This is a genomic window from Dehalococcoidia bacterium, from assembly GCA_025060295.1.
In the GTDB taxonomy this organism is placed as follows: domain Bacteria; phylum Chloroflexota; class Dehalococcoidia; order Lucifugimonadales; family HRBIN23; genus HRBIN23.
Genome location: JANXCH010000009.1, coordinates 53,280 through 76,482 on the forward strand (window position 1 = coordinate 53,280; position 23,203 = coordinate 76,482).

Consider the following 23,203-nt stretch of genomic DNA (forward strand, 5'->3'; position numbering starts at 1 on the left):
TGGGTTGAGTTTTAGTTGAGAAATGGTCAAGAGAGGTTATCTGCTCCTGGGTGCTCTGGCCTTCTTGGTGTGGGTGAGTGGGGCGTGCCAGCGCAGTGAGGGGGACATCCCTTCGGCCCTGACGGTGGCAGCAGCGGCGGACCTGACCTTCGCCTTCCGCGAGATGGGGCAACGCTTTCAGGAGCAGACGGGCATCCCCGTTACCTTCACCTTTGGCTCCTCGGGGCAGTTGGCTCACCAGATTGAATACGGCGCCCCTGTGGATGTGTTCGCTTCAGCCGATATGGCTCTGGTGGAGGACCTGGTGCGCAAGGGCTTGGCCTATGCCGACACTCTCGCCCTCTATGCGCGGGGGCGCATCGGGGTGTGGGCTCGCCCTGATAGCCCCCTGGAGTTGGGGGGGCTGGAGGACTTGGCCCGCCCCGAAATCCGTCGCATCGCCATCGCTAACCCCCAGCATGCCCCCTATGGCGTGGCAGCCCGCCAGGCTCTCCAGAGCGTTGGCCTTTGGGATGCTCTGCGTCCCAAACTGGTGCTGGGGGAGAATGTGCGCCAAGCCCTCCAGTATGCCGAGACAGGCAATGCGGATGTGGCCATCGTCGCCTTGGCCCTGGCGGTGCGCACACCGGGCAAGTGGTACCTGATCCCCGAAGAGGTGCACGCCCCCATAGAGCAAGGGATTGTGGTGGTCAAGGGGACGCGCCAGGAGGCTCAGGCGCGGCGCTTCGTGCAGTTCGTGCTGGGGGCCGAGGGGCGCGCCATTCTCCAGCGCTACGGATTCGTGGTTCCCCACGCCAGCCCCTAGCGGGCGGGGGGGATGCCCCTCTCCTGCCAGGGCACGTGGGTGGGCACATCCCTGTCGTACAGGATGCGCCAGACGAACACCTTATACCAGGGGTAGCGCCCGTCGGGGCGCTCCCAGTTGGCCAAGAGGCGCTTCAGGGCCACCAAACCCAACAGGCCGACAGTCAGCCAGAAATGAGGACGCCCGGGGACCAGTGCACCCCACACAGGAAGGGAGAGGAAGCCGATCCCTATCCACAAAGCGGTGGAGCGAAACACCAGCCACCCCGGCCCCATGGCCACGGCGAACCCCAGCAGTTCCCAGGGCACTCCCGGGAGGGGTGCGCCGATTAGCACCCCTAGGGAGGTGGCTACGCCCCGCCCCCCCGTGAAACGCAGGTAGGGCGACCAGTTGTGACCGGCCACCAATGCCAATCCCACGCCCATTTGTTGGGGCACAGAGAGGCCCACAACTTTACATAACAGGAGGGGGAGGGTGCCCTTTCCCAAAGCGTCAAAGACCCCCACCAGAAACCCCAACCGTGCCCCCACCGCTCGGGCCACATTGGATGCTCCAATATTCCCCGAGCCGACGCGTCGCAGGTCTATCCCCGCTTTCCAGCGGGCGGCCACGTAGGCGGTGGGGAACCCGCCCCACAGGTAAGCCGCTAGGAGAGCCAGCCAAGTCTCCATAAGCGCTTACGACGGGTGCGGGGACGATGACACCGGCTGCTTCCCGGACAGGGCAAAGAGCCCTTCCACCACCTCCCAAGGGGGGCCGACACTCCCCGGCTCCACCTCTCCTGGGGTGTGGAAGGCGTGGTAATCGCTGCCGCCAACGGGGAGCAGGGCGTGCTCCCGTGCCAAAGCCAAAAGGGCAGACACCTGGTCAGAGGTGTAATCACCGTAGTAGACCTCCATGCCCGCCAGGCCCGCCTCTTTCAGTTCCTTCAGCCAGCGGGGGAGGTCTGTGATGTCCCGGGGGTGGGCCAGGGCGGGGATCCCCCCCCTCTGGCGAATGAAACGGATGGCCTCGGCAGGGGGGAACTTGTCCCGTTCCACATAGGCGGGGCCGTGCCGTCCGATCCAGCGGTCAAAGGCCTCTTTGAGGCTGGAGACATAGCCCTTCTCCAGCATGGCCTGGGCGATATGGGGCCGGCCCACCGAGGAGGCGCCTCCCGCAATTTCCAACACCCGTTCCCAGCGGATGTCCATCCCGAAGGCGCGTAAGCGCTCCAGCATCTTGTGGGCACGGGCGATGCGCCCCTGGCGGAGGCGGTGCAACACCTCCTGTAACACTCCATCCTCTTCCCGCAGGAAATAGCCGAGCAGATGAATCTCTTCGCCGGGCACATCGGTGGAGAACTCCACGCCGGGAATCAGGGTCATGTGGGGGTGGCGGTGGACCTCGGCACGTGCCTCGGCCAGACCGTCGGTGGTGTCGTGGTCGGTGATGGCGATAACCCGTAAACCCCGCTGCGCGCACAGGCGCACCAGAGCCGTGGGGCGCAAGCGCCCATCCGAGGCGGTAGTGTGCAGGTGCAGGTCGGCGAGGACGGGAGAGGGCATCTAGCGCTCCTGGCGGTCCACACGGACAATAGAGCGGGCACGGCCCGTCTGCTCGTCAATGTCCACCAGCACGGCGTTGAGCACCGCCACTCCTCCCGCCACGCTGAAACGGCGCGGGGTTTGGGTCAGGAAGCGTTGGATGATCTCCCCCACCTCCACGCCGATAATGGAGTGCAAGGGGCCGCACATACCCACATCGGTGATGAAGGCGGTGCCTTTGGGAAGGATGCGGGGATCCGCGGTGGGGACGTGGGTATGGGTGCCCAGCACGGCGCTCACCCGCCCGTCCAAGTACCAGCCCAGGGCTTGCTTTTCGCTGGTGGCCTCGGCGTGAAAATCCACGATGATGATTTTGGCCCCTTGTAAGCGCTGCAGGAGGGCATCGGCGGTGCGGAAGGGGCAGTCAATGGGGGCCATGAACGTCCGCCCCTGCAGGTTGACCACCACCACCTCACCCCGTTGGAGGTAGCCCTTGCCCGGCAGGTTGGGGGGGTAGTTCAGGGGGCGCAGCACGGGCAGGTCGCTATCCAAGTGGGGGATGAAGTCCTTTTGGTCCCAGATGTGGTTGCCGGAGGTGATGATGTCCACCCCCGCCTGGAGGATTTCCTGGGCTGTGTCCAGGGTAAGGCCATTGCCACCAGCGGCGTTCTCGCCGTTGGCGATGACAAGATCGGGTGTCAGGTCCTTGCGGAGGATGGGCAAAAAAATCTGCAAGGCCCGACGCCCGGGCTTGCCCACCACATCGCCGATGAAGAGCACACGCATGGCAACCCCCTCCATAGAATACTGGAAGGGGGGGAGTGCTGTGAAGGGCTAGCGGCCCGTGGGCCGTCGTGCTATGCTGAGCGCATATGGGAAAAAGGGGAACAGCCATGTTTAGCACGCGTGTCGCCTCGAGGACTTTAGAGCGCCTGGCCACCCAGCTGGGAAACCCCTCTCCCCGCTGGAGACGGGCGGCAGCAGCCCTTGCCCTAGAGGCGGAGACGCTTCTGCGGAGCCTCCACCTGCGCCAGCCCCAGGAGGCGATGGGGGTTTTGGAGGCCCTGTTCCGCGCCTTTCTGGTGGGCAAGGGGGTGTCCCCGAATGAGGACACCCCTTCGTTTTACCCCGTGATGGGGGGCCTGTTCACCCTGCTGGTAGAGGAGGTGCGGGGCAAACACGAAACCCACTACCCGTACCTGGCTGGTGTTCTGGCGGCCATTTTGGCGCAGAGGGGGTCGCGGGGACGGCGTCGCCCGTCCTCCCGTCGATAGGGTGGCCTATGGCCTCGGATGTGCACGTGCACCGCAATATCCCCATCCCTCTGCGGGATGGGGTGGTTCTGGCGGGTGACCTCTACCTTCCCCCTGGGCCTGGGCCTTTCCCTGTGCTTATGGAGCGCACCCCCTACAACAAATCATCCCCCCAGCGCCAGGAGCAAGGGGTCTGGTTTGCCCGAAGGGGCTATGCCGTCCTCTTCCAGGATGTGCGGGGGCGCTACGCCTCGGGGGGAATGTTCACCAAATATACGGACGACGGGCGCGATGGAGTGGACACTGTGGCATGGGTGGTGGGTCAGCCCTGGTGCAACGGGAAAGTAGGCACCTTTGGTATCTCCTACGGCGCCCATACCCAAGCGGCCCTGGCCTCCGCGGAGGGAGACAAGAGGGGTGTGGCGGCCTTATTCCTGGACGCAGGGGGCTTTTCCAACGCCTTTCTGCACGGTGTGCGCCACCAAGGGGCCTTTGAGCTGCGTCAGGCGGTGTGGGCCTATACCCAGGCCCTCCAGTCCCCCGAGGCCCAGCGCAACCCCCTTATCCAGCGCGCCCTAGAGGCGGAAGACCTACGGGCCTGGTTCACCCGCATGCCCTGGAAGGCGGGCCACTCCCCTTTGCGGTGGACACCTTCCTACGAGGCCTACCTGCTGGAACTCTGGACCCATAGCCAGTTTGACGCCTACTGGAAGCAGGTGGGCCTGTACGCCGAGGGGTATTACCATCGTTGGCCGGATGTGCCCATCTTGGTGCTGGGGTCGTGGTATGATCCGTATGCCCGCACTGCGTGCGACACCTTTGTGGGCCTGCGCAAGGCGGGGCGGACAAAGGTGCGCCTGGTGATGGGGGCGTGGACGCACGGCCAGCACCAGAACGGCTACGCCGGGGATGTGGACTTCGGCACCGAAGCGCGCCTCCCCGGCAACTTGGCCGAGGACTACAACCATTTTCGCCTGCGGTGGTTTGACTACGTCCTGCGGGGCCTGCCCACGGGGATGGGGGAGCCCCCGGTGCTCCTGTTTGTGATGGGCGGGGGGAGCGGGCGCAAGACCCCCAGCGGCCGGCTAGATCACGGGGGGCAGTGGCGCGCCGAGAACGAGTGGCCTCTGGCCCGCACCCGCTGGACGCCCTACTACCTGCATGCCGGGGGGTTGCTGGCTCCTGAGCCTCCTCGTTCCACCAGCGGTTACAGTCGGTACACCTTTGACCCGCGCCGTCCCGTGCCCACCATTGGGGGTGCTATCTCTTCGGGTTCCCCTCTGATGGAGCCGGGGGCCTACGACCAGCGGGAGGACGCCCGATTTTTCGGATGCCAGCCCCCCTACTTGCCTTTGGCCTCCCGCCCCGATGTGCTAGTGTTCCAGACCCCACCTTTAGAGCGGGATGTGGAGGTAACAGGCCCCATCACTGCCCACCTGTATGTCTCCTCCACGGCCCCTGACACCGACTTCACGGTGAAACTGATAGATGTGTACCCGCCTAACGAGGATTACCCCCAGGGCTTTGCCATGAACCTCACGGATAGCATCTTCCGCGCCCGCTTCCACGCCTCCTGGGAGCGGGAGGAGCTCCTTGAGCCGGGGCGCATCTACCACCTGACAGTAGAGCTGTTCCCCACCAGCAACTTGTTCAAGGCGGGGCATCGCATCCGTGTGGACATCTCCTCCAGCAACTTCCCGCGCTTTGATGTGAACCCCAACACCGGGGAGCCTTTGGGCCGTTCGGGGGCCTGGCAGATAGCCATCAACACGGTGCACCACAACGCCATTTGCCCCTCGCACATCGTCTTACCCGTTATCCCCACCGAGTAGGGCTATGCGCAGTTACCTGTCCCACCTGGAGTGCACCGCCTGCGGGCGCGTGTGCTCTGCCGAGCAGGTGCACACGGTGTGTCCGGCCTGCGGCAGGGTGCTGTATGCGCGCTACGACCTCGAGAGGGCGCGGAATGCTGTGGACCCCAAGATGGTGGCGGGGCGTCCCCGCTCCATGTGGCGGTGGTGGGAGGTGCTCCCCGTGCGCGACCCCAGGAATATCGTCTCCCTCGGAGAAGGGGACACGCCCCTGCTGCCTGCCCCCCGCTTGGGGCAACGGTTGGGCTGCGCCCGCCTCTACATTAAAGACGAAAGCCTCAACCCCACGGGCACCTTCAAGGCGCGGGGGCAGGCCGCAGCCGTCTCCCGGGCTAAGGAGTTGGGGGTGAAGGGGCTGGTCATCCCCTCGGCGGGCAACGCCGCCGGTGCCATGGCAGCCTACGCGGCGCGCGCCGGCCTGCCCGCCTATGTGTTCATGCCACAGGACGCCCCCGAGGCCAACAAGAAGGAGTGCGCCGTGGCGGGGGCGCACCTGGAACTGGTAGCGGGGCACATCGGCGATGCGGGACGCCTCAGCCGCGTGCGCGCCCAGGAACTGGGGCTGCTGGATGTCTCCACCCTGCGGGAGCCGTATCGGGTAGAGGGGAAAAAGATCATGGGCTACGAGATTGTGGAGGGCTTAGGGTGGCGTTACCCCGGAGCTATCGTGTACCCTACGGGCGGGGGTACGGGATTGGTGGGGATGTGGAAGGCCTTTGATGAGATGGAGGCGTTAGGGTGGGTGGAGGGGCCACGCCCCAAGATGTTCTGCGTGCAGGCCGAGGGGTGTGCTCCCATCGTGCGGGCCTTCCAGGAGGGCAAGGAGCGGGCAGAACCGTTCCCCCATCCCCAGACCATCGCCTCGGGGCTGCGGGTGCCGGCGCCCTTTGCCGATTACCTTATTCTCCAAGTGGTTCGCGCCAGCGGGGGGAGTGCCCTGGCCGTCAGCGACCGGGAGATGGTGGAGTGTGTGCGGGAGATGGCTTCTCTGGAGGGAGTGTTCGCTTGCCCTGAAGGGGCGGCCACCCTTGCGGGCCTCAAGCGCCTGCTGGCGGAGGGGCGCATCAACCCCGACGAGCCCATCATCCTACTGAACACCGGGAGCGGGCTAAAGTATCTAGATGTGCTCTGAGCCGATGCCGGGAGGGCGCAGGCGGGTGAAACGCACAGGCTCCGTCCAGAAGCGGGAGGCGTTCCCCTCGGTGCGCTGCACCAAAATGTTGCGGAGCCACTCTTGGTCGTTCGTCTGGGGGAAGTCGGTGCGGTAGTGGCTCCCGCGCGACTCGGTGCGTAGGAGGGCGCTCTGCACCAACAGGCGCGAGACCGTCAACATACTGCGCAGATCCAGCCACACCTGCCAGGCCATGTTGAACTCCCGCACAGGGGGCACAGAAGCGCGGTGTAGGCGCTCCTCTAACGCGTTTAAGCCCGCCAGGGCGTCCTGCAGGCCCTGGGCATTGCGTACCACGCCCGCCTTCTCCCACATCAGGTCTTGCAACGCTTTGCGCAGGGCGAACACCGACTCCTCGCCGTTGCAGGAGAAGGGGGCAAGGGCCTGCTCCCACGCCTCTTGCACTGCCGAGGGGGACACGGAAGGCTCAGGGCGGGTGCCCGCCTCTTGGGCGGCGCAGTCGCCCGCCCGCCCGCCGAACACGGTGGACTCGGCAATGCCGTTGCCACCCAGGCGGTTGGCCCCGTGAACCCCGCCGGCGTCCTCCCCGGCCACCAGCAGGCCGGGGATGTTGGTGTGGCACCAGGGGTCAATGCGCGCCCCGCCCATGTGGAAGTGGGCTGTGGGGGAGACGGGCACCGGCCCCCGTGCCAGGTCATACCCCGCCTCCCGACAGCGCTGGGCCATGCCGGGGAAGGTGCGCTCCACGAACTCCGCCCCCAGGTGGGAGGCGTCCAGGAGCACTGCCCCTTCGGGGGTGCCCCGCCCCTCTTGGATTTCCAGGTAACTGGCCCGCGCCACGATGTCCCGGGTGGAGCGCTCCATCCTCTGGGGGTCATAGCGGGCCATGAAGCGCTCGCCTCGGGCGTTGTAGAGGCGTGCGCCTGCCCCCCGCAGGCCCTCCTCCAGCACCGCCCCCGTCAGCACCGAGGGGCCAGCGATGATGCCTGTGGGGTGGAACTGGTACATCTCCATGTCTTGGAGCACCACCCCCGCCCGCCAGCACATGGCCATGCCATCTCCCGCCTTCTCCAAAGAGGGGGCGGAGATGCGGTAGAGACGTGCCCCCCCACCCGTTGCCACAATGGTGACGCGGGCGAGGGCCACCAGGGGCTGACCCGTGCGGATGTTCAACAAGAGGGCACCCCCACACCCTCCGTCTCGGGCGGGGAGTAAGTCCAACGCACGGTGTTCGTCCAGCAGGGTTACAGAGGTGCCCAGCAGGCGCTCCTTGAGGCGGGTCATCACCTCAATGCCCGTCAGGTCGCCTTTGTGGACGGTGCGGTCAAAACTCTGGCCGGCGAAGGGCTTTTGGGCGATGCGTCCATCGGGGCGGCGGTCAAAAAAGCACCCGATGCGCTCCAACTCGGCGATGCGCTGGGGGGCCTCGCTCACCAACACCCAGGCCAACTCCTGGTCGTTGAGCCACGCTCCGCCTTTGAGGGTGTCCAGGAAGTGGGCCTCCAAGGAGTCGGCGGGGTCCAGGACGGCGTTGAAGCCCCCCTGCACCATGCGGGTGCACCCGCTCTGCCCCACCAGCCCCTTGGCCACGACGGTAATGGCTAAGCGGGGGTCTGTGTGCTCGGCGTGCAGGGCGGCGAACAGGCCCGCCCCGCCCCCACCGAGAATAAGGATGTCGGTGCGTAGGGTAGGGAAGTCCACTACCCCCTCCCCAGGGTAAGAAGGGATTTCAAGCGATAGGCTACCACTTTTCGGCGCAGGCGTTGGATGGCATCGGTGGGGGCCAAGCCCTTAGGGCACACGGCGGTGCAGTCCAGCATCGTATGACACCGCCACAGCCCCCCCTCGTGAGCGATGCGGGTGAGGCGCTGGGGGCGCTGGGTATCGCGCGGGTCGGCCACCAGCACATAGGCGCGGTTGAGGGCCGCCGGCCCCAAAAAGTCGGGGGCCATCCCCACCATCCGACAGGCCGACAGGCATAACCCACAGGCGATGCACTCCCGATGGGCGTCTATGGCCTCCCGGCGGGGGTCATCCTGGCGCATGACGACGGGCGCTATCTGGTCGGGGGCGGGCACCAGATAGGGGAGGATGCGCCGATAGCGCTCAAAGAAGGGGGCCATATCCACCACCAGGTCACGCACCACGGGGAGGTGGGCCATAGGCTCTAGGGTGATGCTCTCGCCCACAGTGTGCACATAGGTGCGGCAGGCCAACCCCTCCCGCCCGTTGATGCGCATGCCACAGGTGCCACACATCCCCACCCGGCAGGCACAGCGGAAGGCGATGGTGGGGTCCTGCTCCGCCTGAAGGGTGAACAGCAGGTCTAGGACAGTGGCCCGCTCCTGGCGAAGGGGAAGGGAATAAGTTTGCCAGCGTCCCGTCTGGCCGGATGGCCCCGAACGCCAGATGCGGACGGTTACCGTGCGGGGCATCCTTCTACCTCACGAAGGCCCACAGGGCCATAAGACCGTACACAAAGGCCACCAGGCCCACACCCCACAGGCCCAGGGTAACCCAGCGCCTGTGGGGGGCCAAGGGGCGCCACTCCAAAAGGACGCCCCGCAAGCCGTTCAGACCGTGAAACAGAGCCAGGCCCAGCAAGGCCCCGTCTACCAGCAGAAAAACCAGGCTCTGTAGGCGCAAACGCACCAGGTGAAAGAGGACAAGTTCCTCTTGCTGACCTGCCACCACCTTGCCGATGTCGGCGAAGTGGGTAACCCAGATGTGCAGGCCCACCAGGAAGATAAGGGCCACACCCGATACCCTTTGCAGAAGCCAGGGCCAGAACCCTTGGGGGCGCACGGGGGCCTCACCAGGCGTATGCATCCCTACCCCCTCCGCAAGATAAGGGGCCACACAGCCCATGTGGCGCCGGCCATCGCCAGGGCGATGAGGGCCAGGCCCGCCCAGAACAGGCGCTCCTGGTGGCGCAGGGCGATGCCCGCCTCCAACAGCATCACCCGCAGGCCCATGACGCCGTGGTAGAGAACAGCCAAAATCAGAAACAGGTCGGCCACGACAAATGGGGGGCTTTGGAGGATTTTCAGGAGGCGGTCAAAGGCGTCGGGCCCCCGCAGGGCGGTGGAGATGACGGCGATGTGGGCCAGGAGGTAGAGCACCAGGGCCACCCCGCTGATGCGCAGGCCCAGCCACGCCCACCAGCCGATGCGCCCCTGTATCCAACGCCGACGCACCTCCGACGAGGGGTGGAAGATCATGCGGGCCTCTCCTGCCGACTGCGCTCCAGGAGGCGTTGGAGTTTGGCTTGGATGCGTTGGCGGCGGGCCTGGGTCTCCTGGGGGTCGCGCTGGGCACTCACCAGGCGTCCGTTTTCTATCTCCACCACGAGCCAGTCGCCGGCCTCCAGGGCTTGGGGCAGGTGGGCCAGGGGCACCACCATCTCCCGCTCCTCCTCCCCCACCAGGAGCACCGCCAAGTTGCCTTCTATACGGTCAACGGCGGCCTTTTCCTTCACGGCTGGCGCTCCGTTTGCACCTGCAGGGTTTTGCCGTTGGTGCTCAGGATAATAGTGCCATACTTATCGGTGCCGTACACGGTCACCCCGCGGCTGAGCAGGTTTTGCAGAGGCTCCTTATGGGGATGGCCATAGGGGTTGTCCCGGCCGGCCGAGTAGACGGCGATGCGGGGGCGCACCCGCTCCACGAAGAAGGGCCAGGTGGAGGTGCGGGAGGCGTGGTGGCCCATCTTCAGCACATCGGCCCTCAGGTCCGCTCCGGTGGACACCAAACGCTCCTCAGCTGCCCGCTCTGCATCCCCCATCAGCAGAAAGGATACCTCCCCATAGGTAACCTTGACCACCACCGAGTTGTTGTTGCGGTCGGGGAAACGGGGCTCCGATGGATTGAGCACTTCCACGGTTACCGAGCCGAAGGGAATGCGGTCGCCCCGAGTGGGCACCCGCACGGGGGCACGGGAGGCGTCCAGGGCGTCTAGGAACTCCTCGTAGGTGCGGGTGGTGTTGATATCCCCGCTCACATACACCTCCCCCACGGGGAAACGGCGGAGCACTTCTATTAGGCCGCCGATGTGGTCGGCGTCGGGGTTGGTGGCGATGAGCACGTCCACCCGTTGGACGCCTACCTTTGCCAAGTAGTCGGCGAACCCGCCGCGGCGGGGGCCGCCGTCCACTACCATCACCCGCCCCTCCGGGGAGCGCAGCAGAAGGCCATCCCCCTGGCCCACATCCACCACATGCAGTTCCAAGCGGGCGGGAGGTGGGGCGGGTGAGGTTTGAGGCGCACAGCCCGCCAGCAGGAGCAGGAGCGCCCACAGCAGGTAAACGAGGCGCACCATCGGTTAGAAGAGTTCCTTACGGGCGTCGTCCTCTTCTCCTAGGCGACGGAAGATGGGGGGCTTGAGGCCCTGGTAGAGGCGCTCCAAGGAGGCGTTGATGTTCTGGTTGACGGTCTCAAAGAAACTGCGCCCATGGGTGTCGCCCTCCACCAGGAGGGGGCCCAGGTTGCGCACCTCCAGGAGCCAAAGGGCCTCGGAGATGCCCAGTTCCTTGACCCAGTGGACGGCGATGACCCTCTGGACAGCCCGCCCGTAGATGGCTCCCAGCCCATAGCCCAGGGTGGAGAGGTAGACGGCCCCGTGCTTGCGGAAGATGGTTTGGTAGACCTCGGGGGCCATGCCCGCCTTGCCCATGACCGCCTTGACGCCGAAGCGGGCAATGAAGGCGTCCATGTATTGGGCGTAGCGGAAGCCGGCGGTGGCCTGCAGGGAGGAGATACGGAACACACCCGGGGCGACCTCCACGCCGGCGGGGGAGGACTGGAGGGTAACATTGCTGAAGGCGCGTAGGTCAATGGGAGGGGCGTGCCCCTCTTTGAGGGTGTAGGTGTAGACGCCGTCGCGGGCGGTATAGACAGGGCCGGTGAGGTAGACCAGGTCGCCCACACGCAGGGAGCGGACGGCCTCGTCCGAGAGGGGGGTGGTGAGGTGCACCTCCCGCAGGCCCAGGTCAGCGGCAGATGGAATGGAGAACATCTAGATGCTCCTTCATTTATCTGTTGCTGTTGTCTTGGGGGTTTACACAGACCTAGCAAAGGTTGTTTAAGATAAAAAGGCTAACTGGTTCGGCTGTGCACCCATTTGCAATCGTACCGCCCATTGTGTCCAGGTTATATGAGCAATACTTTCTAGGTAACATACCAGCTGAACGGATTGATCGTCTGATACAACGATCCACCCATACTGTTTCGCCAATGCCACAACTTGGCTATCCGCAGACCGTCGTCCTCTCTTACTTTTAAAAAAATCCAGGATAGTTCCGTCTTCCGATTTGAATGAAATCCCCATATTTTCGCTGTATATATGCGAGCACTTGTGAAGCTTGAGGATCCCCATATATGTTGGTGACTATTCCAAATTGCTTGTTCCACTTTGAAATTATACGATATAAAGGATCGGTTTTTGCGGCCAATTCTCGGAACACCCCTTCGGCGATTTTCAATTTTCCCTCTTTTGCTGGCCGGCGGACCCTTTTGAAGAGGGACCGCGCATTCATATATAAATTCACCAAAGCGTTTGTGTCAGGGCACCACGCCTGTCGAGGTAACTGGGTCAAATGCGGCGAACGGGGGCTTGCTCCTTCAGCCACTCCTTAAACTCCTGTACGTGTTCCACTTTCATATCTAGAACCTCGGCGAGTTCGAGGATTGGTATTTCGTCAGCGAATTCGGATGATAGGATACGCGCAAAGGAGAAACCCAATTCACGAAGTTTGCGCTCGTTGCGTTTGGGAGGTGGTTTGCCAGCATAGCCTCCGCGTCCAGGACCGCGCTTTTCCCATTGCTGTCGTTTCTGTTGGTAGAAGCCCTCTGGGGCCAAGCCCATCTCTTCCAGGTAAATAGCCACCACATCTTTACTGACAAAAAAGGGTTTGCGTATCTCGTCCAGTAACGCATCACCCCAGCGGGAGCGAAAAGAGAAAAGGTTTAACTGCTGTAAGTGTGCCTTGAATTCGTCTTGTTGCAAAAGGATGCGAGCGGCTAAGCGGTTAGCAAACTTTTCAACCGGTTCACTCTCACCAAGGCCTTTCGTGTCACAGACCACGCCCTGGCGACGGATAAGGAGATGGGCGTATTCGTGGAGTAGGGTAAAGAGACGCCCCGTAGCAGCCTCAACATCCTCACTATTCACCAGAATAGCGGGCGGATTAGGAGGCGACCAAATTGAGGCTCCGCGCACCTCCTTGGGCGGCAACCGCATGGTAAATACGAACACTCCAAGGGATTCCACGGCGAGCCTCCACCACTGGAAAGCCGTATGAGCATCGCCCCACTGATAACGGAGTTTTGCGTCAAAACCTAATCGTGTGCGTTCCTTTTGCGCTACATCATCCACAAAGTCAGTCAAACGAACTTCATTTATTCGAACTTCCCAAGGGATTTCCAGCCGTCTAATGACGTCACCGACCCAATCAGCAATAGAGACGAAACGGCGTAAAGCAATATGTGTTTCAGGGCTCAAACCAAGTAACTTACTTGAGTCTAGTCCCCGGAAGTCTAGTGGCAGTCGTTCCTCTGGGGGATTGGGTAAAAAGAAGTAACCTAACGGACACTCGTAGATATAAGCCAATGTCTCTAAATCGGCCAAGGTCGGCTCGTCTTGCCCTTGTTCCCAAGACAAGAGCCGTTCCGCAGAAATTTTTGTAAATCCGCGCCCCATTTTTTCAGACAAACGTTCCACCTGCGTGGGCTGCAGGTTCAGGCGCGTTCGTGCCCATCCGAGAACTGCGGGATTTGCCCAACGGAAAGGGTGTTTCAAAGCCATGTATGTTTCTTTCTCCTATGCCAGCTTATTAGCCGATATATATCACCCAATTCCCTCACGCCGATAATAGGGGGTGAACCACTGGGGATCGTCGCGGTACTCTATGCGTCCGTCCGGATACAGGCGCGCCGTGGCCCGACGGTAGGCGTGGCAGAACTGGGTAATGCCCACCGGTGTGCCCCCCGTGTGGGTGTAGGCAATCTCCACGTGCACATCCAGCACCGTTACATCGCCCCCCACGCCCATCACTCCGAAGCCCGTGCGGTTGCCCAGTTCCGTCAGCTCCTCCTCCAAGCGGGCCACGGCGGGGTCGGGGTGGCGGTCGCCTTGCACCCGCAGGCACGCCGCCTCTTGCGCCAGGCGCAGGGCCTGGTCGGGATTGCCCCCAATGCCGATGCCCACTGTTACGGGCGGGCAGGAGAGGCCCCGCCGAGCAAACTCGGCCAGGTTATCTAGGAAGAAACGCTTGATACCCTCTATCCCATCCCCCGGGAAGAGCATGCGGTAGTCGGTATTGAAAAGCCCGCCCTTGTGCACAGCCGTGATGTCTATCCAGTGGGCGTCAGGCTCAAAGGAGTATTCCACATCGGGGGCAAACACGCCGGCGTTGGTGCCGGGATTGGCGCGGGTCAGGGGGTGCACACGGTTGGCCCGCAGGGGGACGGCGCGGGTTACATCCGCAACGGCCTGGCGCAACGCCCGTTCCAGGGCCACAAACCCCCCTTGCACACGTGCCTCGTTACCGATTTTGACATAATAGCGCGGGAGGCCCGTGTCGGCGCACATGGCGCGCCCTTCGGCAATGGCCAGGTGGTAGTTCTGCAGAATTTGGGCCAGGATGAACTTGGCTAGGGGCTTGGTTTCCCGCTGCAGCGCTCGCTGATAAGCCACAAGCCCATCTTTCGGAACCACAATGGCGGCACGGCGATTGACCTCATAAGCCGCCTGGTACACGGCCTCGTGGGGAATGGCGTCGGTGCGGACGGTCATAGGCCCTCCGGGGATTAGGAACGGTGGAGCACCAGGCGAGCGAAGCGCCGCTTGCCCACCCGCAGGACGGTGCCATCCCGCAAGGGCAGGCGCTCGGCGGTGGTCTTCACCCCCTCCACTTCCACCGAGCCTTGCGCCAGCAGGCGCTTGGCCTGGCTTTTGCTGGGGGCCAGCCCCAGGGCATACAACAGGTCTGCTGTCTCCACCTCGCCGTTAACGGCGGGCAGGCGGTGCACACCGCCCGGCGTGAAGAACACCCACTGCCCACCCTCCTGGCGGAAGGGGATGGTTGGGATGTCCGCCGGCACCTCCCGCCGTTGAAAAACCGTTTCAAACCAGGTCTGGGCCTCCCGAGCGGCGTCGGGGCCCCAGAACTGGGTTACGATCTCTCGCCCAAGGCGCTTCTTGAGGAGCATGGGGTTGACCTCTTGGCGCTCCAGGGCGTGGCGCATCTCGGTGATCTCCTGGTCGGGCACATCCGTGAGCAGCTCGAAATAGGGGATAATGAGGGCATCGGGCAAAGACATAATCTTGCCAAACTGTTCCCGGGGAGGCTCCTCCACCCCGATGTAATTGTTGAGGCTTTTGCTCATCTTCTGAACGCCGTCGGTGCCCACCAGGAGGGGCACCAGGAAACACTGCTGAGGGCGCTGGCCCACCATGCCCTGGAGTTGTCGCCCCACCAGCAGGTTGAACTTCTGATCTGTGCCCCCGAACTCCACATCGGCGCGGATGGCCACCGAGTCGTAGGCCTGCAGGAGGGGGTAAAGCAGTTCGGTGAGGGCGATGGGGCGCTCCGCCTCCCAGCGCTTCCAAAAGTCATCCCGGTGCAAAAGTTGTGCCACGGTGAACTTGCTGGTAAGGCGAATCACATCGGCGAGGGTGAACTTGCCAAACCACTCGCTTTGCCACACCGCCTGGGTGCGGGCCCTGTCTACCACCTTAAAGAACTGACGCATGTAGGATTCGGCGTTGCGCACCACCTCTTCGTGGGTGAGCATGGGGCGGGTGGCCGATTGACCGCTGGGGTCGCCGATCTGGGCTGTCCAGTCCCCCACGATGAGGATGACCTGGTGCCCCAGGTCTTGCAGTTGGCGCAGTTTGCGCAAGCCCACCACATGCCCCAGGTGGATGTCGGGGCGGGAGGGGTCAAACCCCATCTTCAAACGCAGGGGTTTCCCCTCCTGCAGGAGGGCGATAAACTCCTTCTCATCAATGATCTCGGCGACGGCCCGTTTGGTGATGCGGTGCAAGGTCTGTGCGTCCAGCATGGTGCTACACCGGAGAGGGGGTGCTCAGCAGGGCACGCACGGTGGCGATGTCGCGGGTCATTTGCTCCACTAAGGCCTGGACAGTGGGGAAGGCCTGCTCGTCCCGCAGGCGATGGACAAACTCCAGGCGCAGGCGTTGGCCATAGAGGTCGCCCTGGAAGTCTAGGATGTAGGTCTCAATCGTGCGCTCACCCCCGCCGAAGGTGGGGCGGACGCCGATGGAGGTGGCTGACGGCCAGCGCCTGCCCCCCCACACGGCCCATGTGGCGTAGATACCATTGGCAGGGATGGCCATGGAAGAATCCACCGCCAGGTTGGCAGTGGGGAAGCCCAGGCGACGCCCGCGCCCGGCGCCGGGACGCACAATGCCCACGAGGGCGAAAGGACGGCCCAGCATGCGCCCCGCCTCCGCTACCTGTCCCTCCAGGATGGCCTGGCGGATAGCCGAACTGCTCACCACGCGCCCGTGCAGCAGATAGGGGGACACCACCACCACGCTAAAGTCCAGCCGCTGGCCCAAAGCCTGCACCACAGGCAGAGTGCCCTGACGATGGTAGCCCAAGGCGAAGTCCGGGCCTGCCACCAACAGACGCATCCTCACCTGCTCCACTAGGGCGCGCAAGAACTCTTCAGCCGAGACCCGCGCTAAATGGGCATCGAAGGTAAGGGGGAGGACGGCTTCAACGCCTTGGTGCTCCAGAAGGGCTACCCGCTCGTCGGCGGTGGTGAGCAGGGGGAAGGGGTGATGAGGGTTCAGAAAAAGGCGGGGATGATTCCGAAAGGTTACCACCACGCTGTGCAGGCCTCGGCTCCGGGCTTCGGCGCACAGGGTGGACAGCAGATGCTGATGTCCAAGGTGCACCCCGTCAAAGACCCCTATGCTCACAGCACTGGGGCCAATCTTCCTCGCTGATGCCAGTTCCTCCTGCCAGCGCATGGTCGCCTACGCCGGGGCTTTTCCAGCCCCCAAGGGGGATGCTAACACCTTTCGCCGAAGGGCGTCAAGGAAGGTAGGGGCGGTGCGCCGTCTGTAGTAGCATACAGGAGTGAAGGAGGTGCGTGCGGTGCAACCTATTGACCTGCGCAGTGATACGGTAACTTTGCCCACGCCCGAGATGCGCCAGGCTATGGCCGCAGCGGAGGTGGGGGACGATGTGTGGGGGGAAGACCCCACCGTTAACCGCTTGGAGGCTATGGCCGCCGAGCGCCTGGGCAAGGAAGCGGCCCTTTTTACAGCCAGCGGGACCATGAGCAACCTGCTGGCGGTGCTGACCTGGTGCCGCCGAGGGGATGAGATCATTGTGGGCGACCAGTCCCACATGTTTCTGAACGAGGTGGGCGGAGCCTCGGCTTTGGGGGGTGTGGCCTACCATCCTGTCCCCAACGACGAGCGGGGGCGTCTGAACCCCGGCGATGTGGAGCGGGCTATCCGCGCCGAAAACATCCATTTCCCCCGCACGGGGTTGGTGTGCCTGGAGAACACGCATAACCGCTGTGGCGGGGCGGTGCTCTCCCCCGAGGATACGCAAGCCGTGGCCGATGTGGCCCATCGCCGGGATATCCCCGTGCACCTGGACGGGGCGCGCCTGTTCAACGCTGCGGTGTATCTGAAGGTGCCCCCTGCCGCTCTGGCGCGGGATGTGGACTCGGTCTGTTTCTGTCTGTCCAAGGGGTTGGCGTGTCCCGTGGGCTCCCTTTTGTGTGGAAGCAAGGAGTTTATCAAGGAGGCCCGCCGTTGGCGCAAGGCAGTGGGGGGAGGCATGCGCCAGGTGGGGATTCTGGCGGCGGCGGGTATCGTCGCTCTGGAGAAGATGGTGGACCGCCTAGCAGAGGACCACGAGAACGCCCGAAGCTTGGGCAAGGGGTTGGCGGGTATCCCGGGCATTCGCCTGGACCCCGAGCGGGTGCAGACCAATATCGTCATCTTCCGTTGGACGGGGGGGCCGGTCCAAGAGTTCCTGTCGCGCTTGGCCCAGAAAGGGGTGTTGGCGTCCTATATGGGCGGGGATCAGGTGCGTATGGTAACCCATTACGGCATCACAGCAGAGGACATTGCCCGCGCGGTGCGCCTGGTGGAGGAGGTGGCCGAAAGTTTTGTGCGCGTGCGGGCGTAGACCCGCACGGCGTGTGGGGGATTGGAGTATTCCACGGGCCGAGGCGTCAGGGCTTCGTCGGGCTGGTGAGGGTTGGTGCTTACCTATGACAGTTGTGGCGACGGTTCGTGCGCCCCTGCAGACCTTCCGCATCCCAGGCTACCGATGGGTGTGGGGCAATATGCTCTGTGCCGTGGCGTCCTGGGTGTTGGAGGTGATGGTGCTCGGCTGGCTGGTATTGGACCTCACTGGGTCGGCCGTGTGGGTGGGGGCGGTGGCTGGCCTACGGGGTGTGGGAATGCTAGGAGGGGGGCTAATAGGGGGCATGCTGGCCGACCGCTGGGGACGACGCACCCTGATGCTAACAGTGCAAGGGGGGATGGCCCTTTTGGCGCTGGGGTTAGCCGTGCTGTCGTGGCGGGACGCCTTACAGGTCGTCCATGTGGCACTGGCGGCGGTGCTTTTGGGGATGGCATCCGCAATAAGCGCCTCGGCGCGCACCGCCCTTATCTACGACCTGGTGGGGTCGTCGGGGATGTTGAACGCCGTGGCCTTGGTGAACCTGGGGGCAAGCCTCTTGCGTGTGGTGGTGCCTGCGGGGGGTGGTGTCCTGCTGGCCCAGGGGGGACCGGCCAGCGTGTTTCTGGCCATTGCGGGCAGTTACACCGTGGGTGTAAGCCTTCTGGTGGGGGTGCGGGCCGTCGCGCGGCAACAGGCGGGAAGCCTGGGATGGCGGGTCTTGGGCCAAAGCCTCAGAACAGTGTGGGGAGACGGCAATGTGCGCGCATTGCTGTCCTTGAGCATGCTCAACGAAGCTTTGGGCTATTCGTATATCTACATGCTCCCTGTGCTGACTCGGGAGGTGTTCCAGATGGGGCCGGAGGCGTTGGGGGTGCTAACCGCTTCCTTTGGGGTCGGCTCGGTGGCCGGAAACGGGGTGCTGGCGGTCTTGGGCAACTACCCGCGGAAGGGGGTTTTGGTAACCCTAGGCACGGTGGGCTTCGGGGGCTTCCTGACTGGTTTTGCCCTCACGCCCTGGTTTGGCGTTGCGGTGGTGATGTTGGCGCTGGCGGGGGCGTGGAGCGTGGTGTACGATGCGGCGTTGCAGACCCTGTTGCTCACCCACGCCCCGAGCACTCTGCGGGGGCGAACGGCGGGCCTGTTGGTATCCACCTGGGGGTTAAGCCCCGTCGGGGGTGTGCTGACTGGGGCCATCGCCTCGGTCGTGGGAGCGTCGTGGGCGGTGGCAGTGGGCGGTCTGGTGGTGGTGGCTAATGCCCTGCGCCTGGTGCCCCAGGTGCCCAAGTGGGAGAGGTGAAAGTGCCCCCCACCGCTAGCCTTGCGCCTTGCCCTTATGGTCCCCCCACCAGCGGCGCAAGCGCTCCGCTGCTTCCCGCTCGGCCCCCTGCTCCGTAGGTTCATAGTATCTCCGCCCCTGCACTGATGGGGGGAGGTAGTCCTGCACCACGAAGTGCCCCGGGTACTCGTGGGCATAGCGGTACCCCTGGCCATAGCCCAACCCTTTCATCATAGGGGTAACAGGGTTGCGCAGATGCAGGGGCACAGGGTCCTGGCGCGTGCGCAAAACATCCTTCCGCGCCTTCTGGAGGGCTTTGTAGGCGGAGTTGGACTTGGGGGCCGTGGCGAGGTAGATGGTGGTCTCGGCCAGGGGAATGGCCCCTTCGGGGAGGCCCACGAAGTGCACCGCTTGCTGGCAGGCCACGGCGATGCAGAGGGCGTGGGGGTCGGCCAGGCCGATGTCCTCGGCCGCTAGGATGATGAGCCTGCGGGCGATGAACAGGGGGTCCTCCCCAGCCTCCAGCATGCGCGCCAACCAGTAGATGGCTCCGTCGGGGTCCGAGCCCCGCACCGCCTTGATGAAGGCGGAGATAGTGTCATAGTGCTGATCGCCCGCCCGGTCATACTGGAGGGCGCGCCGTTGCAGGGCCTCTTCCATAAGGGCGAGGGTGATGCGCCGCCGGCCATCGGGGCCCGCAGAGGCGGTGGTGGCGGCCAGTTCGACGGCGTTCAGCGCCACGCGGGCATCGCCACTGGCTGTGGTCAACAGGAGGTCCCATGCCTCATCGTCTATGGACACCTGCAGCGCCCCTAAACCCCTTTCGGTGTCGTCCAAAGCCCGTTGGACGATAAGGCGCACCTGGTGGTCGGTGAGGGGCTGGAGGGTGAACACACGACAGCGGGAAAGGAGGGGGGCGATGACCTCAAAGGAGGGGTTCTCGGTGGTTGCCCCGATGAGGGTAATGGTGCCGTTCTCCACGTAGGGGAGGATGGCGTCCTGCTGGGCCTTGTTGAAGCGGTGTATTTCGTCGATGAATAGGATAGTGCGCTGGCTGTAGAGTTTGCGCCGCTCTTGGGCCTGCTCCACAATGCGGCGCAGGTCCGCCACCCCTGCCGACACCGCCGAGAGGGCCTCGAAGTGGGACTTGGTCAGGCGGGCGATGAGGTGGGCCAGGGTGGTTTTGCCCGAGCCGGGCGGCCCCCAGAGGAGCATGGAGGGGACAGCATCCTGTTCTATCAGGCGGCGGAGAAGACGCCCCGGGCCGAGGAGGTGCTCTTGGCCGACGAACTCATCCCATGTGCGGGGGCGCATGCGCGCTGCCAAGGGGGCTTCCCGCTCTTGGATACGTTGGTGGGCCGAGGCGAAAAGGTCTGCCACCGCTCTCCCCTCCTGCACGGTCTACAACCGTGCGCCACACCCCTCCCCTCACACTTGTAAGGCGACGGCCCAATGGTCGTCGGCGGTCAGAGTGAGGTCTGGGGTGCCCAACAGCCAGGGGTTGGCCTCCAGGCGAGTGCTCCCGCAGGCGGGGCAAGCACGCTCGCCCCGATCCGTGGGGAAACGGGGGAAGATGTGGCCGCAGGAAAGACAGCGCAACCGCTCCACCATGCTGCTGGAAGGGCGTGCATCTTTAGTGTAACATACATGCCAATCCTGTTCGGCGGGCTTGGGGCTGCCCTGGTGTGGGAGGTGCGATGACGAGCCTCCCCTCGATCGTAGAAATTGTGGTGGCGGTGGCGGCGGCGTTCCTTTTTGGGGGGATTGCGCAGCGTCTGGGCCAGCCCCCCGTGTTGGGCTACATCCTGGCGGGCGTGGCTGTCGGCCCCTATGGCACTGGCCTCATAAAAGACCCCTTCCACATTGCCCTCCTGGCCCAGTTGGGTGTGGCCTTCCTTATGTTCCAAGCGGGGTCGGAACTGTCCCTGTCCCACCTGCGACGGATGAGCCATTTCGCCTTGTTGGGGCCCCTTCTGCAGTTGGCGTTGACTGTTCCCCTAATTGTGGTGGCGGGGCTCATGGGGATGCCCTGGGCCCAGGCGGTGTACTTGGGGCTCATTTTGTCCCTCTCCAGCACCACGATGGTCATCAAACTCCTCTCCCAGAGGGGGGAAATGGACACCCTCCACGGGCGTTTGGCCCTGCCCTTCAGCATTGTGCAAGACCTGCCCATTCCCTTGGCGTTGGTGGTGGTGTCGGCGGTGGGGGCAGGGCAGGGAGGGGGAGGGCTCCCCGTGGTGCTGGCGATGGGGAAGGCGGTGGCTTTCGTGCTGGTGGTGTATGGCTTGGGAGCGCAGGTGGTGCCTGCTTTGTTTCGCCGGGTGGCCCGCTGGGGGCGGGAGTTGCTCCTCCTGGCGGCCGTGGCTTTGGCCCTGGGTATGGCCTATGTCACCAACATGCTGGGGGTTTCCATGGCCCTGGGGGCTTTTGTGGCCGGCCTCTTATTGTCCGAGACCGAGGTGAGCCGACGCGTGCTCAAGGAGGTCTCGCCCGTCTCCGATATCTTTGTTACCTTCTTCTTCCTGTCGGTGGGGATGTTGTTGGACATCCCCTTTGTGCGGAGCCATTTGGGGGGTGTGGGGTTGGTGGTGGGGCTGGTGGTGGTGGTGAAGACCCTTATCATCCTAGCGGTAGGGGTGGTTTTTGGCTTCCGGGGGCGCACGGTGGTGCTGATGGCTTTGCTGCTGGCGCAGATCGGGGAGGAGGCCTTCCTGTTGGCCCAAACGGGGCTGGCCGTGGGGTTCCTGACCAGCGACGTCTACTCCCTTGTGCTGGCGGGGGCGGTGCTGTCCATTATGGTCAACCCCGCGCTGGTGTGGGCTGGGGATGGGTTGACCCGAAGCCTGCGGCGTCTGCCGTGGGTAGGGGGCATATTCCGGGAGCCGCGGCGGGCCTTGGGGCAGACGAATGCCTTCGCCAAGGGGCTTGTGGGGCACACCATCATATGTGGCTATGGGCAAGTGGGCGAGGAGACCGCTCAAGCCTTGGAGCGCAGGGGGTTTCCCTATGTAGTGATTGATCTTGATAGGGAGCGGTTGCGTCCTCTGCAGAAGCAGGGGGTGCCCTGCATTGTGGGGGATGCGGCCGATCCGGCTGTGCTGGAGCAGGCGGGCCTCGCCCACGCCGCAGCCGTGGCCATTACCTTCCCCGAGCCGCGGAGTGTGGAGCGGGTGGTGCGGGCGGTGCGGGGGATGCGCCAGGGGGTGGAAATTATCGCCCGCGCCAGCGGCACCGCCGAGGAGGTGGTGGAGACCCTCCGCGAGGCGGGGGCCAGCGAAGTGATACACCCCAGTTTTGAGGCCAGCCTGGGGTTCGTGCGCAGTGTGTTGCGGGCGGTGGGGGTGCCCCCTCGGGAGGTGGAGCGGTTCGTTTTGGTGCGGCGCGTCCACTTCTATGGCTAGGCCCAGCGCAGGAGGATGTTTGCCAGGGCCTCTGCCTGTGTGAGCGGCGCCGCATGGCCGGCATCCATCTCCACCACCTCCGCCTGGAGCCGCTGGGCACTGGCCCGTTGCAGGGGTGGGGGATAAAAGCGGTCGCGCGTCAGAAGGATGTAGGAGACGGGGCAGGGAACCTTCAACGCCTCGGCGGGGAGGGGGTGGGCAAAGGGGGCAAGGGGGAAAGGCGTCAGACGCTTCAGGAGAAACGCCCCCATCGTTGGATAGTCCATATCGGATGCTAACACGCGCCGCACAAACTCCCGATGGAGGCGCAGGTAGCCCTTGGGAGCGGGCAGAAGGCGTTGGCCCCGCAAGGCCAGACGCACGGCAGGGGGGAGGGCCTGCAGGGGGGCCTGGCCCGCCGGGGGCACCACCCCCGCTACCAGCACCAGACGGCTGGGGGGTTCTTTGAGGAGGGGCACCGCTAAAAGGGTAAGGCCGGCAGTCAAACCGTGGGCGACCACGATGGGCTTACGCAGTCCTTCACGAACGGCGGCGTCGGCTAACGCTTGGGCATACCCCTGGGCGGTGAGGCTCTGGGAGGGGTCGGCACATACACGGCTCCCGTGGCCGGGCAAGTCGGGGAGGGCCACGCGCCACGCCGTAAAAAGGGGATGGCGCACCGCCTCCCGTCGGCGGCGGGCGTCCTCCAAGTAACCCCACACCTTTTCCCACTCCCACTGGCCGTGTCCAGCCTCGTGCACCAGCAGGAAGTCGGCCATAAACC

The 23,203-nt window shown here is 64.3% G+C and carries 24 protein-coding genes; 7 read left to right on the top strand and 17 right to left on the bottom strand.

The window, feature by feature from the left end:
* Positions 1–22 precede the first annotated feature (22 nt).
* Complete coding sequence (gene modA, locus NZ951_04685) at positions 23–805, top strand: molybdate ABC transporter substrate-binding protein (GenBank protein MCS7207218.1); 783 nt, start codon at positions 23–25, stop codon at positions 803–805.
* Here modA and NZ951_04690 read toward each other — a convergent pair.
* The 3 genes from NZ951_04690 to NZ951_04700 are packed head-to-tail and all read right to left on the bottom strand — an operon-like array spanning position 802 to position 3,117.
* Positions 802–1,476 (bottom strand): glycerol-3-phosphate acyltransferase, encoded by a 675-nt coding sequence (locus NZ951_04690; GenBank protein MCS7207219.1) that lies wholly within the window; start codon positions 1,474–1,476, stop codon positions 802–804. The genes modA and NZ951_04690 overlap by 4 nt on opposite strands.
* A gap of 6 nt (positions 1,477–1,482) precedes the next feature.
* On the bottom strand, positions 1,483–2,352 hold the full coding sequence (locus NZ951_04695) for a PHP domain-containing protein (GenBank protein MCS7207220.1): 870 nt from the start codon (positions 2,350–2,352) through the stop codon (positions 1,483–1,485).
* Positions 2,353–3,117 (bottom strand): TIGR00282 family metallophosphoesterase, encoded by a 765-nt coding sequence (locus NZ951_04700; GenBank protein MCS7207221.1) that lies wholly within the window; start codon positions 3,115–3,117, stop codon positions 2,353–2,355. It abuts the gene before it with no gap.
* Between the two features lie 107 nt (positions 3,118–3,224).
* Here NZ951_04700 and NZ951_04705 point away from each other — a divergent pair, with 107 nt between their 5' ends.
* The 3 genes from NZ951_04705 to NZ951_04715 are packed head-to-tail and all read left to right on the top strand — an operon-like array spanning position 3,225 to position 6,587.
* Positions 3,225–3,605: a hypothetical protein gene (locus NZ951_04705; GenBank protein MCS7207222.1), complete on the top strand. Its 381-nt coding sequence runs from the start codon at positions 3,225–3,227 to the stop codon at positions 3,603–3,605.
* Positions 3,606–3,613: 8 nt separating this feature from the next.
* On the top strand, positions 3,614–5,416 hold the full coding sequence (locus NZ951_04710; protein MCS7207223.1) for a CocE/NonD family hydrolase: 1,803 nt from the start codon (positions 3,614–3,616) through the stop codon (positions 5,414–5,416).
* 4 nt (positions 5,417–5,420) lie between these two features.
* On the top strand, positions 5,421–6,587 hold the full coding sequence (locus NZ951_04715; protein MCS7207224.1) for a threonine synthase: 1,167 nt from the start codon (positions 5,421–5,423) through the stop codon (positions 6,585–6,587).
* On the opposite strand, the gene NZ951_04720 is transcribed toward NZ951_04715, so the two are convergent.
* The 11 genes from NZ951_04720 to NZ951_04770 all read right to left on the bottom strand — a co-directional run bounded on the left by NZ951_04720 (position 6,573) and on the right by NZ951_04770 (position 16,586).
* On the bottom strand, positions 6,573–8,288 hold the full coding sequence (locus NZ951_04720) for an FAD-dependent oxidoreductase (GenBank protein MCS7207225.1): 1,716 nt from the start codon (positions 8,286–8,288) through the stop codon (positions 6,573–6,575). The genes NZ951_04715 and NZ951_04720 overlap by 15 nt on opposite strands.
* Positions 8,288–9,022 carry a succinate dehydrogenase/fumarate reductase iron-sulfur subunit gene (locus tag NZ951_04725; GenBank protein MCS7207226.1) on the bottom strand — a complete coding sequence of 245 codons (735 nt, stop codon included), beginning with the start codon at positions 9,020–9,022 and terminating at the stop codon, positions 8,288–8,290. Before NZ951_04725 ends, NZ951_04720 begins: the two co-directional genes overlap by 1 nt.
* A 4-nt stretch (positions 9,023–9,026) precedes the next feature.
* Positions 9,027–9,416 (bottom strand): hypothetical protein, encoded by a 390-nt coding sequence (locus NZ951_04730; GenBank protein ID MCS7207227.1) that lies wholly within the window; start codon positions 9,414–9,416, stop codon positions 9,027–9,029.
* 2 nt (positions 9,417–9,418) lie between these two features.
* Positions 9,419–9,808 (bottom strand): succinate dehydrogenase, cytochrome b556 subunit, encoded by a 390-nt coding sequence (sdhC, locus tag NZ951_04735; GenBank protein MCS7207228.1) that lies wholly within the window; start codon positions 9,806–9,808, stop codon positions 9,419–9,421.
* Positions 9,805–10,065 carry a DUF3006 domain-containing protein gene (locus NZ951_04740; GenBank protein MCS7207229.1) on the bottom strand — a complete coding sequence of 87 codons (261 nt, stop codon included), beginning with the start codon at positions 10,063–10,065 and terminating at the stop codon, positions 9,805–9,807. Before NZ951_04740 ends, sdhC begins: the two co-directional genes overlap by 4 nt.
* Positions 10,062–10,904, bottom strand: coding sequence for an MBL fold metallo-hydrolase (locus tag NZ951_04745; GenBank protein ID MCS7207230.1), 843 nt, complete (start codon positions 10,902–10,904; stop codon positions 10,062–10,064). Before NZ951_04745 ends, NZ951_04740 begins: the two co-directional genes overlap by 4 nt.
* A 3-nt stretch (positions 10,905–10,907) precedes the next feature.
* Positions 10,908–11,600 (bottom strand): fumarate hydratase C-terminal domain-containing protein, encoded by a 693-nt coding sequence (locus NZ951_04750; protein ID MCS7207231.1) that lies wholly within the window; start codon positions 11,598–11,600, stop codon positions 10,908–10,910.
* Between the two features lie 576 nt (positions 11,601–12,176).
* Positions 12,177–13,388, bottom strand: coding sequence for an XRE family transcriptional regulator (locus NZ951_04755; protein ID MCS7207232.1), 1,212 nt, complete (start codon positions 13,386–13,388; stop codon positions 12,177–12,179).
* A gap of 42 nt (positions 13,389–13,430) precedes the next feature.
* Positions 13,431–14,378 (bottom strand): fumarate hydratase, encoded by a 948-nt coding sequence (locus NZ951_04760; GenBank protein MCS7207233.1) that lies wholly within the window; start codon positions 14,376–14,378, stop codon positions 13,431–13,433.
* Between the two features lie 14 nt (positions 14,379–14,392).
* Positions 14,393–15,649: a tyrosine--tRNA ligase gene (gene tyrS / locus NZ951_04765; GenBank protein MCS7207234.1), complete on the bottom strand. Its 1,257-nt coding sequence runs from the start codon at positions 15,647–15,649 to the stop codon at positions 14,393–14,395.
* 4 nt (positions 15,650–15,653) lie between these two features.
* The gene (locus tag NZ951_04770; protein MCS7207235.1) at positions 15,654–16,586 is read right to left on the bottom strand and encodes a bifunctional riboflavin kinase/FAD synthetase; all 933 of its coding nucleotides are present in this window, start codon (positions 16,584–16,586) and stop codon (positions 15,654–15,656) included.
* Positions 16,587–16,713: 127 nt separating this feature from the next.
* Between NZ951_04770 and ltaE the strand changes: the two genes are divergently transcribed.
* On the top strand, positions 16,714–17,763 hold the full coding sequence (gene ltaE, locus NZ951_04775; protein ID MCS7207236.1) for a low-specificity L-threonine aldolase: 1,050 nt from the start codon (positions 16,714–16,716) through the stop codon (positions 17,761–17,763).
* Positions 17,764–17,848: 85 nt separating this feature from the next.
* The gene (locus NZ951_04780; GenBank protein ID MCS7207237.1) at positions 17,849–19,060 is read left to right on the top strand and encodes an MFS transporter; all 1,212 of its coding nucleotides are present in this window, start codon (positions 17,849–17,851) and stop codon (positions 19,058–19,060) included.
* A 15-nt stretch (positions 19,061–19,075) separates the two neighbouring features.
* Here NZ951_04780 and NZ951_04785 read toward each other — a convergent pair whose 3' ends face one another.
* A complete protein-coding gene (locus tag NZ951_04785; GenBank protein MCS7207238.1) occupies positions 19,076–20,419 on the bottom strand; it encodes a replication-associated recombination protein A in 1,344 nt (447 codons plus the stop codon).
* Between the two features lie 48 nt (positions 20,420–20,467).
* A complete protein-coding gene (locus NZ951_04790; GenBank protein MCS7207239.1) occupies positions 20,468–20,650 on the bottom strand; it encodes a hydrogenase maturation nickel metallochaperone HypA in 183 nt (60 codons plus the stop codon).
* Between the two features lie 86 nt (positions 20,651–20,736).
* Between NZ951_04790 and NZ951_04795 the strand changes: the two genes are divergently transcribed.
* Positions 20,737–22,440 carry a cation:proton antiporter gene (locus NZ951_04795; GenBank protein MCS7207240.1) on the top strand — a complete coding sequence of 568 codons (1,704 nt, stop codon included), beginning with the start codon at positions 20,737–20,739 and terminating at the stop codon, positions 22,438–22,440.
* Here the strand turns inward: NZ951_04795 and NZ951_04800 are convergent.
* Complete coding sequence (locus NZ951_04800) at positions 22,437–23,198, bottom strand: alpha/beta hydrolase (protein ID MCS7207241.1); 762 nt, start codon at positions 23,196–23,198, stop codon at positions 22,437–22,439. The genes NZ951_04795 and NZ951_04800 overlap by 4 nt on opposite strands.
* Positions 23,199–23,203 lie beyond the last annotated feature (5 nt).

Coding starts and splice junctions, on each gene's coding strand:
- modA (MCS7207218.1), top strand. CDS start 23: ATGGTCAAGAGAGGTTATCTGCTCCTGGGTGCTCTGGCCTTCTTGGTG.
- NZ951_04690 (MCS7207219.1), bottom strand. CDS start 1,476: ATGGAGACTTGGCTGGCTCTCCTAGCGGCTTACCTGTGGGGCGGGTTC.
- NZ951_04695 (MCS7207220.1), bottom strand. CDS start 2,352: ATGCCCTCTCCCGTCCTCGCCGACCTGCACCTGCACACTACCGCCTCG.
- NZ951_04700 (MCS7207221.1), bottom strand. CDS start 3,117: ATGCGTGTGCTCTTCATCGGCGATGTGGTGGGCAAGCCCGGGCGTCGG.
- NZ951_04705 (MCS7207222.1), top strand. CDS start 3,225: ATGTTTAGCACGCGTGTCGCCTCGAGGACTTTAGAGCGCCTGGCCACC.
- NZ951_04710 (MCS7207223.1), top strand. CDS start 3,614: ATGGCCTCGGATGTGCACGTGCACCGCAATATCCCCATCCCTCTGCGG.
- NZ951_04715 (MCS7207224.1), top strand. CDS start 5,421: ATGCGCAGTTACCTGTCCCACCTGGAGTGCACCGCCTGCGGGCGCGTG.
- NZ951_04725 (MCS7207226.1), bottom strand. CDS start 9,022: ATGCCCCGCACGGTAACCGTCCGCATCTGGCGTTCGGGGCCATCCGGC.
- NZ951_04730 (MCS7207227.1), bottom strand. CDS start 9,416: ATGCATACGCCTGGTGAGGCCCCCGTGCGCCCCCAAGGGTTCTGGCCC.
- sdhC (MCS7207228.1), bottom strand. CDS start 9,808: ATGATCTTCCACCCCTCGTCGGAGGTGCGTCGGCGTTGGATACAGGGG.
- NZ951_04745 (MCS7207230.1), bottom strand. CDS start 10,904: ATGGTGCGCCTCGTTTACCTGCTGTGGGCGCTCCTGCTCCTGCTGGCG.
- NZ951_04750 (MCS7207231.1), bottom strand. CDS start 11,600: ATGTTCTCCATTCCATCTGCCGCTGACCTGGGCCTGCGGGAGGTGCAC.
- NZ951_04755 (MCS7207232.1), bottom strand. CDS start 13,388: ATGGCTTTGAAACACCCTTTCCGTTGGGCAAATCCCGCAGTTCTCGGA.
- NZ951_04760 (MCS7207233.1), bottom strand. CDS start 14,378: ATGACCGTCCGCACCGACGCCATTCCCCACGAGGCCGTGTACCAGGCG.
- tyrS (MCS7207234.1), bottom strand. CDS start 15,649: ATGCTGGACGCACAGACCTTGCACCGCATCACCAAACGGGCCGTCGCC.
- NZ951_04770 (MCS7207235.1), bottom strand. CDS start 16,586: ATGCGCTGGCAGGAGGAACTGGCATCAGCGAGGAAGATTGGCCCCAGT.
- NZ951_04780 (MCS7207237.1), top strand. CDS start 17,849: ATGACAGTTGTGGCGACGGTTCGTGCGCCCCTGCAGACCTTCCGCATC.
- NZ951_04790 (MCS7207239.1), bottom strand. CDS start 20,650: ATGGTGGAGCGGTTGCGCTGTCTTTCCTGCGGCCACATCTTCCCCCGT.
- NZ951_04795 (MCS7207240.1), top strand. CDS start 20,737: ATGACGAGCCTCCCCTCGATCGTAGAAATTGTGGTGGCGGTGGCGGCG.
- NZ951_04800 (MCS7207241.1), bottom strand. CDS start 23,198: ATGGCCGACTTCCTGCTGGTGCACGAGGCTGGACACGGCCAGTGGGAG.